This window comes from Bacteroidota bacterium (assembly GCA_036522515.1).
GTDB lineage: Bacteria > Bacteroidota > Ignavibacteria > UBA10030 > SZUA-254 > VBOC01.
Window position 1 is genome coordinate 40,240 of the sequence record DATDFQ010000014.1, and the last position, 11,267, is coordinate 51,506.

Consider the following 11,267-nt stretch of genomic DNA (forward strand, 5'->3'; position numbering starts at 1 on the left):
AAGTCGGGGGGAGGAGTCAGGAGAGGCTAATTGACCCGTTCGGGGCATGGATTCAGAGCGCAAAAATGTCTATTTTTGATGAATGGAACCCGTCAAATCGATGAAAGGGAGGCCTTCCGGTCGCGGGATGGCTTTGCTCATTATCCCGATGCTCGTTATCGAAAGTCTCATCGCAACCGCAGCGATCGGAGGAGAGAAGTCCACACTCGCCCATATTCCGCTCGGCTCGGGTGCCCCGAACAAGGTTGTCCGGTGCATGGCACAGGACGCGCGCGGGTTTCTCTGGTTCGGGACGACGCACGGGCTTCTGCGGTACGCCGGCGATGCGCCTCTCTCCTATAACTTCGACCCGAAGGATTCCAGCTCGCTTGCCGCCGACGAGGTCGTCTCCCTCGCCGATGACCTCAAGGGATCGCTCTGGGTCGGGACGGTCGGAGGAGGGTTGAACTTGATCGACGAGGCCAGCGGGAGAATTTCCAGAATCAGAGGCGCCTTATCGGATGACCGTGAATCGATCCGCTCGATCTGTGCCGGCCATGAAGGGAGCGTCTGGCTGGGGACCGGAACGGGATTGAAACGAATGGATCCGGTAACCAGGGCGATCGAAAGTCCGGTTGAGGATTCTCAAGTCCCTCAGGGAGTGAACGAGAGGGTACATTCGATCGCGGAGGATTATTCGGGAAATCTCTGGGTGGGGAAGGACGCTTTCACGATCGATCGGATCGGCCGGGACCACAAGACGGTGTCGCATTACCAATTGGACCCTTCGAGCAAAGCGGGCCCGCGGAGAGACGGGGGCGTCATGCTTCAGGTGAGCTCTCGCGGAGAGATCTGGGCGTGTACGGAGGCGGGTCGGGTGGCAGTGTACGACCCTGAGGCGGACAAGTTCGCTCCCTATGGCCGGGGAACAGCTGGAAAGTCCGGGATTGATTCCGCCACGGCGTTCATTGTCGACAGGAGGAGCGTGCTCTGGATCGGTTCGAGGAACGGAGTTATGAGCCTGGACGTTCGCAATCAACTTTCCGGAAATGTTCTGACCGGTTCGGCCTACCCCGCCTCGCCGGGTGCGGGCGACGTCACGGCCATCATGGAAGACCGCTCGGGCCTCATCTGGATCGCGACCCGCCAGGGCGGGGTGGAGAAACTCCTGCCGCGCGGGGAGGCCCTCTTCGACGAGGCGAAGGCCCCGGAGAAAATACCCTCGATGCCGTTTGTTCCCCCCGTGGCGATCACGGCATTCATGCTGTATGATAATACGAACTGGAATTTCGTGGGAAAGGGAGAGAGCTTCGATTCGGTGCAGATTTCTTACAAGGACAATTTCTTTGCCTTCGGGTTTGCGGCGCTGGATTATGCGAGGCCGGCGGCGAATCAATACGCGTTCATGCTGGAAGGGTACGACAGGGATTGGGTCCAGGTGGGCAACAACAGGTTTGCGAGATATACAAACGTTCCCCCGGGCACCTATCTCTTCCGCGTGAAGGCGGCGGGAAGTGACCGGGCCTGGAACGAAGCAGGCGCGTCGATGAAAATCGTGATCACGCCGCCATTCTGGAACACAGCATGGTTTTATGGCTTGGCAGCGGCAGGGGTCTTCGGGTGCGTTCTCCTGCTGAACCGCTACCGGGTCGAAAAACAGGTAAGGCGGATCACCGAGCTCGAGCGGGTGCGCGCCGCGGAGAACCGGAGAGTGCGCCAAAAAGCGGCGGACGATTTTCACGACGAGTTCGGGCACAAGCTGACGAAGATCTCCCTTCTGAGCCAGGTGATGAAGCGGAGGCTGGCGCAAAACGGGGGCGACAAGGGAGGACAACTCGACAAAATCATCGAGACATCGGACGAACTCTCCACCAGCATGCGCGATTTCCTCTGGGCGTTGAATCCGGAGAAGGATTCAGCCGGGGATATCGCAGTCCGGCTCAAGGATTTCGGCGACGGCCTCTTCGACGGTTCGGGAATAGCGTTCCGGGCGCACGGAACGGCCGGAGGCATCGAGGAGATCCCCCTCGCGATCGATTGGCGGCGCCATCTCCTCCTCATATTCAAGGAAGCGATGAATAACGCCGCGAAGCACTCCGGATGCCGGAATGTGACGCTGGATGTGACTCATGACGGCGGCACGTTCACGGTCCGCCTCTCCGACGACGGGAAAGGGTTCGATCAGCATTCTCCTTCTTCGGGCCAGGGGATCGACGGGATGAAAAAGAGGGCGGAAAAAATCCAGGGGGAGCTCACGATAACTTCTTCGGGTGGAAAAGGAACCGTGATTACGTTCTCCGGAAAATTGCCTTCAGGCCCCGGAAGAGAGCGGGGGAATTCGATTGATTAACGTGGCCATCGTCGAAGACGACGAAGACATTCGCGAGAGCCTCGCCGTTCTGATCAACGAGACGGAGGGGTTCGCCTGCGAGGGACGGTACCCGGATTGCATGTCGGCGCTTACCGGGATCGATTCGAATGTGCCCGATGTGGTCTTGATGGATATCGGGCTGCCCGGGATGTCGGGAATCGAGGGTATCAGGCGAATCAAAGAGCGGCATCCGAACCTTGATTTCATCGTGCTGACCGTCCACGAAGATGACGAGATGGTTTTCGAGGCGTTATGCGCGGGCGCATGCGGATATCTCGTGAAGGAGACGCCTGCGAACCGCATCCTCGAGGCGATGCGGGAGGTCAGGCAGGGGGGCTCTCCGATGAGCACTCAGATCGCGCGGATGGTGACGAAATCGTTTCAACGCACGAGCGAACACCTCCTGACGCCCCGGGAGATGGAGGTCCTTGCTCACCTCTGCAAGGGGAAGAGCTACAAGATGATCGGGGAATCGCTCTTCATCAGCGAGGAGACCGTCCGGCGGCATCTCAAGAGCATTTATAAGAAGCTTGAAGTCCATTCGAAATCGGAAGCCGTCGCAAAGGCGCTGAGGAGCAGGCTGGTGTAAGCGGCTCTTGCGTGAGGCTGCCATTTTCTTTTTGTCATCCTGAGGTCGCGGAGCGACCGAAGGATCTCGCCGGACGGCCGAGCTGTTCAATCGCTCAACGGCGCCGTCAATTATTTCCCACCCTAATGGAGTAATCCCCTTTTCATCCCCTTGGGCGATTGATTCCTCGTTCTACTTGGTTGTATCTTAGCGGTGCTCGATGAATTGAGATCCGGTCTCTGTTGGACTGGATCTCAACTTTTCTGATCCAGAATTCCCATGATCGGAGGCGAACGCTTTGCGAAAAACCATTTGCATTCCATCCACGTAAGCGCCGCAAGCCAACCCATGGGCGTTAAGCATGACTCAATCGTTCATCGATAGTCGTTCACAGTTACCGGCGCAGCCATGACCGGCGGCGTTGCACCAAAACCAACCTCACTTGAATGGACAATAACTCCATGGAGAGATTTATGAAAAAATATACGAATGATCCGGCAACTTTCTTAGACAGATGGACCCGCTTCCTGCGTGTCCCACTCAAAACAGGACTGATGGCAGCTTTGATGCTGCCCTCCATCGCTCTTTCTCAATCGCCGGCGCCCGTCGCGCTTGGATCGGCCACTACGTTTGCGATTCTGGCCAGCTCTACCGTCACCAACACCGGAGCTACGACGGTCAACGGGGATCTGGGTGTGAGTCCGGGTACCGGGCTCACCGGAGCCCCGACAGTGAACGGCGCTACACATCTGGGCGATAGTGTCGCAGCCCAGGCGCAACTCGATCTGACGACCGCGTATAACGACGCGGCCGGACGAACGGTCGGTGCGGTCCTGGTCGCCGGGAATCTCGGCGGGCAAACCCTCACCCCCGGTCTTTACACGTCAACCTCTTCACTTGAGATCTCCTCGGGCGACCTCACGCTCGACGCCCTGGGCGACGCCAATGCAGTCTGGATCTTCCAGATGGCGTCTACCCTCACCACAACCTCGGGCCGTCAGGTGATCCTGAGTGGCGGTGCCCAGGCTTCGAACATCTTCTGGCAGGTGGGCAGCTCGGCGACTCTTGGAACGACCTCTGTGTTCAAGGGAACGATCATGGCTTTGGCCTCGGTCACCCTGACGACAGGCGCAACGCTCGAGGGGAGAGCATTGGCACGGACGGCCGCAGTTAGCCTGGATGCCAATACGGTGGGATTGGGAATCACGGGTGACACAACCCCTCCTACGGTGAGTTTGACAGATCCTCTGAATGCCGCCACCGGAGTAGCGATCAACAAGAAGATCACTTCGACCTTCAGCGAGGCGATGGATCTTTCAACGATTACAACGACGACCTTTACACTGATGCGAGGTGTAACGCCTGTGGCGGGCACAGTGACTTATGTTGGAACGACGGCGACCTTTACACCGGGGGGCAATCTGGCCGCAAGCACCGTGTACACAGCCACGATCACTACCGGGGCGAAGGACCCTGCGGGCAATACTCTGGCAAGTAACTTTGTTTGGAGCTTTACGACGGGTGCAGCCCCGGACATCACCGCACCTACAGTGGGTCACACAGACCCTGTCAATGCCGCCACCGGCGTGGCTGTCAACAAGAAGATCGCGGCCACCTTCAGTGAGGGGATGGATCCTTTAACCATCAGCACGGTCACCCTTACGCTGAAACAGGGCACAACGCCTGTGGCAGGCACCGTGACCTACGCCGCAGTCGGTACGACCGGGACCTTTGCACCGGCAGGCGATCTCGCACCTCTCACCACGTTTACCGCCACGGTTACAACCGGGGCCACGGATCTCGCGGGCAATCCGCTGCTCAATAGCTTTGCGTGGAGCTTCACCACCGGTGCAGCCGCGGACGTCACCCCACCCACGGTGATCGGCACCTTCCCTGCCGACGTTGCCACCGGTGTCGCAATCAACCAGAGCATTAACGGGACTTTCAGTGAAGCGATGGACCCGGCAACGATCAGCACCGCTAACTTTTTGGTGACAGGACCCGGCGTAACTCCCGTAACCGGAACAGTCGCGTATGACGTCATCAGCAAGATTGCCACCTTTACACCCGCCGGCGATCTCGCGGCCAGCACGGTCTATGGGGCCACGATAACAACCGGAACCAAGGACCTTGCAGGCAACGCACTCGCAACCAACCTCGCATGGAGTTTTACCACCGGCGCCACAGCGGCGGGGCAAGCGGCCGTCGCCCTGGGATCGGCCACATCGTTCGCGGTTCTGGCCAGTTCGACGGTCACCAACACAGGCGCGACAACGGTGAACGGGGATCTTGGTGTGAGTCCTGGTACCGGGCTCACCGGAGCTCCGACAGTGAACGGCGCGACGCACTTGGGCGATAGCGTCGCAGCCCAGGCGCAACTCGATTTGACGACCGCCTACAACGACGCGGCCGGACGAACGGCCGGCGCGGTCCTGGTCGCCGGGAATCTCGGCGGGCAAACCCTCACCCCCGGTCTTTATGCGTCCACCTCCTCGCTCGAGATCTCCTCGGGCGATCTCACGCTCGACGCCCTCGGTGACGCCAACGCGGTCTGGATCTTCCAGATGGCTTCCACACTCACCACGACATCGGGCCGTCAGGTGATCCTCGCAGGCGGCGCGAAGGCATCGAACATCTTCTGGCAGGTGGGCAGTTCTGCGACTCTTGGAACGACCTCTGTCTTTAAGGGGACGATCATGGCTTTGGCCTCGATCACCGTGACGACAGGCGCAACGCTCGAGGGGAGAGCGCTGGCAAGGACGGCGGCAGTGACATTAGACGGCAATACAGTTGGATTCGGAATCTCAGCCGACGCGACACCCCCCACCGTGAGTTTCACGGATCCTGCGGATGGCGCCAGCGGATTAGCGATCAACAAGAAGATCGCATCGACCTTCAGCGAGGCGATGGATCCTTCAACGATCACAACGGCAACCTTTACCCTGATGCAAGGGGTAACTCCAGTGGCAGGCACGGTGACCTACGTTGGAACGACGGCGACCTTTACGCCGGGGAGCAATCTGGCAGCAAGCACCGTGTACACAGCCACGATTACAACCGGGACGAAGGACCTCGCAGGCAACGCGATTGCAAGTAACTTTGGATGGAGCTTTACTACCGGTGCGGCCCCGGACACGACGCGACCGACCGTGAATTCCACAGACCCCGCGAATGCCGCCACCGGTACGGCGATCAACAAGAAAATCGCCGCCACCTTCAGCGAGGCGATGGATCCTCTTACCGTCGGCACGGCCTCCTTTACGCTGAGGCAAGGTGTAACACCTGTGGCAGGCACTGTGACCCACGTTGGATTGACATCGATCTTTGCGCCGGGAAGCGATCTCGCTCCCAATACCACCTACACGGCCACGGTGACAACCGGAGCGAAGGACCTCGCAGGCAATCCCCTGCTCAATGATTTTGCATGGAGCTTCACCACCGGCGACTCATCGGACACGACACGACCCACCACGAATTCCACAGACCCTGCGAATGCCGCCACGGGCGTGGCGATCAACGTGAACATCACCGCCACGTTCAGTGAGGCGATGGATCCTCTTACGATCAGCACGACCGACTTCACGCTGACGCGAGGGCTAACGGCTGTGGCAGGCACCGTGACGTACGTGGGGTTGACGGCGACCTTTACCCCTTCAAGCACGCTCGCGTACAATACCGCCTACACGGCCACAGTGACAACCGGGGCCAGGGACCTGGCGGGGAATGCGCTGGCAACCAACTTTGCATGGAGCTTCACCACCGGCGTTTCCCAGTCGCCGGCGGCCGTCGACCTTGGATCAGCGTCCAATTTCGCGGTGCTTGCAGGCTCTACGGTCACCAATACAGGCGCTACAACGATTAACGGGGATGTTGGTGTGAGCCCGGGCACCGGGCTGACCGGTGCTCCAACGGTGAACGGCGCGACGCATTTGGGCGATAGCGTCGCAGCCCAGGCGCAACTCGATCTGACGACCGCCTATAACGATGCGGCCGGACGAACGGTCGGTGCGATTCTGGTCGCCGGGAATCTCGGCGGACAAACCCTCCCCCCCGGCCTCTATACCTCCACCTCTTCCCTCGAGATCTCCTCGGGCGATCTCACGCTCGACGCTCAGGGTGACGCGAACGCGGTCTTCATTTTCCAGATGGCTTCCACACTGACCACGACGTCCGGACGACAGGTGATTCTCAGCAACCGAGCCAAGGCTTCGAACATCTTCTGGCAGGTGGGCAGCTCGGCGACTCTTGGTACGACCTCCGTCTTCGAGGGGACGATTATGGCACTGGCCTCGATCACCCTCACGACGGGCGCAACGTTGAACGGAAGGGCATTGGCGCGGACGGCCGCGGTTACACTGGACGCCAATACAGTTGAGCCGGGGACATCGGTGACCGGAGTCAAGAACGGTTCAGGGCCTCTCAGATTCGCGCTCTTACAGAACTATCCAAACCCGTTTAATCCATCCACGAGGATCCGATATAGCCTTGAGAAGGCTGTTCAGGTTTCTCTCAAGGTCTACAACCTGCTTGGTGTTGAAGTTGCCACACTCGTGGACGGGCGCCAGAAAGCCGGCGACTACACGGCGCCGTTCAATACCAGCACGGCGACACTCAGTCTCCCGAGCGGCGTATACTTCTACCGCCTGCAAGCCGGATCCTTCGTCTCGATGAAGAAGTTGCTCCTCATTAAATAGTTACAGCAATTGATGAAGGTCCTGGAGCATGGCACCTCCAGGGCCTTGGCTGCAAAGGCCTCAATTTTACTCCTTCGTAAGCCTCCCTCGACTGTTGCCACGGTTCCGGCATAGCTCGTTGAGACCTCATCTCTTCTCCCCCCGCCTCCCGCGGAACAAGAGGAACGCAGCCTGAAGGCTGCGGCTACCTACCCCTCATATGCCGTTCCACAATCCCAGCAGTGCGTGGTGCGAGGGGGTGCAAATTGAGAACTTAGGCAGTGCCGCATTTTCATCTTCTCTCGTCATCCCGACATGTCTTAGGTCGGGATCTTTATAAAAGAGTTGAAAGATGCTGACCAGGAGCATGTCAGCATGACGAGGTGGAGAGACGTTCGGCCAAATTGAGACGCCGCCAGAATTTAACACCATTTGAATATCCCCGCGGAATTCCTTACTTTATTCCTAACGATTGCTCTCCGCTGGTCCCACCCCGATCGAGAGCAGGAGGTCGGTACCTCTAGTATCGATTCTGCCATTCAACCAAGGCTCGCACCAATGCCCTTCAACAGAGGTCTCTTATGGCCAGATTGAAGCCTCGATCCGCACTTCAGACAGTCTCCAGAGCCCCCACCGGTATCAAGGGCCTCGACGAGATCACCCTCGGGGGACTGCCGAAGGGCCGCCCTACGCTCGTCTGCGGCAGCGCCGGAAGCGGCAAGACCCTGTTTGCGGTGGAGTTTCTTGTCCGCGGGGCTCTACAGTACGGCGAGCCGGGAGTTTTTCTGTCATTTGAGGAAAATGCGGATGACCTCACCGTCAATGTCGCCTCCCTCGGGTTTGATCTGAAGGAACTTTCTGCCCGCAAGAAAATCATTCTCGATCACATCCAGATCAATCAGAGTGAATTTGAAGAGACGGGGGAATACGATCTGGAGGGGCTCTTTGTCCGTCTGGGAAACGAAATCGATTCCATCAAGGCGAAACGGGTGGTGTTGGATACGATCGAGGTGCTTTTCTCCGCCTTCTCGAATCTTTCCATCCTCCGTTCGGAGCTCCGGCGGCTCTTCCGCTGGTTGAAGGACAAGGGGGTGACGGCCGTCATCACGGCGGAGAGGGGTAACGGAAGCTTGACGAGGCACGGGTTGGAGGAATACATTTCCGACTGCGTGATACTTCTTGACCACCGGATCAAGGAGCAGTTGTCCACGCGGCGCATACGAATTATTAAATTCCGCGGATCGGTTCACGGGGGAGACGAGTATCCCTTTCTCGTCGGGAGAGACGGCATTTCAATATTCCCCATCACATCGCTGGACCTGGAACAACAGTCAAGCAACCAGCGAATTTCGAGCGGCATCCCTGCGCTCGACACGATGCTGGAGGGGAAGGGTTACTTTCGAGGCAGCAGTATCCTCATCTCCGGAACCGCAGGAACCGGAAAGACGAGCCTTGTCGCCCATGCGGCGGAAGCCGCCTGCCGGCGCGGCGAACGGTGCCTTTACCTGGCCTTTGAGGAATCGCAAGGCCAGATCATTCGCAATATGAGCTCCATCGGCATCGATTTCGAGCCGTGGGTCCGGAAAGGGATTCTGCGATTCCACGCTGTCCGCCCGACTCTGTACGGCCTGGAAATGCACCTGGCGACCATCCACCGGCTCATCACCGATTTCGATCCCGGGCTCGTCGTGTTCGACCCTGTGTCAAACTTCACCTCCGTCGGGGACAGTCCCGAGGTCTATTCAATGCTGTTGCGGCTGATCGATTATCTGAAGGTCAACGGGGTCACGACGATGTTGACGAACCTCGTCTCGGGTGATAGACTTTCCGAGGGAAGCGAGGTCGGCATTTCGTCGGTGATGGACACTTTGATCGTGCTGCGCGACGTAGAGAATCTCAACGATCGAATCCGCATGCTCTTTGTGTTGAAGTCCCGCGGGATGGCTCATTCGAGGCAACTGCGTGAAATCCTCTTCACCAAGAAAGGTATCGACTTAGGGCCGTCGCGAATCTCGCATGCTTCGGGGGAGCCGGGGCCGGGCCGCTGATGGATGATTGATGAAGCATAACTCCCCGCCAGAAGATATCATATGAAGAAGCGCGTAAAACCCCCGAAAGCACGACGGTCATCGACCGGGCGACGGCCACAAAAAAAATATCTTCTACGCCTCTACGTTACGGGCACCACACAACGATCCATGCGGGCGATCGCGAACATCAAGAGCATCTGCGAAGATTACCTGAAAGGAAGATATCAACTTGAGGTGATTGATATCTATCAGAATCCCAGCCTGGGGAAGGGAGAACAAATCATCGCTTCTCCGACCCTCATCAGGCGGCTTCCGTTACCCCTGCGAAGATTTATCGGGGATCTTTCCGATACTGAACGCATTCTCCTTGGGCTTGACCTACAAACGGGACAGCACTCTGGCGACAAGACGAAGATCGTACGAAAACCTTAGGCGGGAGATCGTCTTCCTCCGTTCCCGACTCGAAGAGACCGAGCAGACGCTGCTCGCCATCAGGACGGGAGAGATTGATGCCCTTGTCGTTTCGGGGGGGAGCGGCGAGCAGGTCTACACGCTGAAGGACGCAGACCATTCTTACCGCGTTATTCTCGAGGGTTTGAACGAGGCGGCACTCACGCTCACCGGCGACGGCACGATTCTTTACTGCAACAGCCGTTTCTCGGAAATGACCAAGACCCCCTCCAAACGGCTGCTCGGTTCAACCGTCGAACGGATCATAAAGCCCGCCGAACGGAAACTCTTTGAGATGGCCCTCCGTCAATCGTCGACCGGACCCACCAGGCGGGAGTTTACCATCCGGGCGGCCGATCGCTCCTTCGTACCGGTTCTCTTCTCAATCAAGAATATGACATTGGAGGGCATGGACGCCTATTGCGTGGCGGTCACCGATATCACCGAACGGAAACGGACCGAAGATGCTCTTCAGAAGAGCGAGCGGCACTATCGTGAGCTTTTTTTGGAGGGACAACGGATGCAGGGCGAGCTGCAGAGACTTTCGAGAGAGATTCTCCGCGTACAAGAGGAGGAGCGAACACGGATCAGCAGAGAGATCCACGATGAGATCGGCCAGGCGCTGACAGCCATCAGCCTCAATCTGACAAGGTTGAAAACCAACGGCAAGCCGTCGGAGGTAAAACGAAAGATTCGATCGGTCCAGAGCATCGTGGTGAAGACATCGGAGTTCATTCATAACATGTCGCGTCAAATTCATCCCGCCATGCTCGAAGATCTGGGGCTGTTTCCAGCACTTCGTTCGTACGTTCGCGACTTTCAGGAGAATACGGGGATGCAGGTGACTCTCAAATTTCTGGGCACTTCCGAAAGAGCGACGATCGAACAGAAATCCGCACTCTATCGAATCGTGCAGGAAAGCCTCACCAATGTGTTGAAACACTCGGGAACCAGGAGCGCGACGGTGATGATTAGAAAATCGCCGCTCGGGCTTCGACTCAACGTGATGGACAACGGCAAAGGCTTTGACACGACGGGCACACCGGGAACCAACGGCAAGCGGCAGGGATTGGGGCTTGTGGGGATGAGGGAACGCGCGCGCGCAGTGGGCGCCAGCTTAAAGGTCGTTTCTCAACCGGGCAAAGGAACGAATGTCTCTGTGTCCGTGCAATTCAAGGGTGGCGCGGGGGGGGGGG

General features: G+C 58.2%; 6 protein-coding genes. All 6 read left to right on the top strand.

What is annotated here, in order from left to right; all coding sequences use genetic code 11:
• Positions 1–82 precede the first annotated feature (82 nt).
• Positions 83–2,329, top strand: a complete 2,247-nt coding sequence (locus VI215_01550; GenBank protein ID HEY6190990.1) for a two-component regulator propeller domain-containing protein — start codon at positions 83–85, stop codon at positions 2,327–2,329.
• Between the two features lies 1 nt (position 2,330).
• Positions 2,331–2,939, top strand: coding sequence for a response regulator transcription factor (locus VI215_01555; protein HEY6190991.1), 609 nt, complete (start codon positions 2,331–2,333; stop codon positions 2,937–2,939).
• A 545-nt stretch (positions 2,940–3,484) separates the two neighbouring features.
• On the top strand, positions 3,485–7,612 hold the full coding sequence (locus tag VI215_01560) for an ice-binding family protein (protein HEY6190992.1): 4,128 nt from the start codon (positions 3,485–3,487) through the stop codon (positions 7,610–7,612).
• Positions 7,613–8,172: 560 nt separating this feature from the next.
• Positions 8,173–9,639, top strand: coding sequence for a circadian clock protein KaiC (kaiC, locus tag VI215_01565; protein ID HEY6190993.1), 1,467 nt, complete (start codon positions 8,173–8,175; stop codon positions 9,637–9,639).
• Positions 9,640–9,789: 150 nt separating this feature from the next.
• Positions 9,790–10,053, top strand: coding sequence for a circadian clock KaiB family protein (locus tag VI215_01570; GenBank protein HEY6190994.1), 264 nt, complete (start codon positions 9,790–9,792; stop codon positions 10,051–10,053).
• The coding region (locus VI215_01575; protein HEY6190995.1) for an ATP-binding protein at positions 9,989–11,267 on the top strand (1,279 nt) is incomplete at its 3' end. The genes VI215_01570 and VI215_01575, both read left to right, overlap by 65 nt.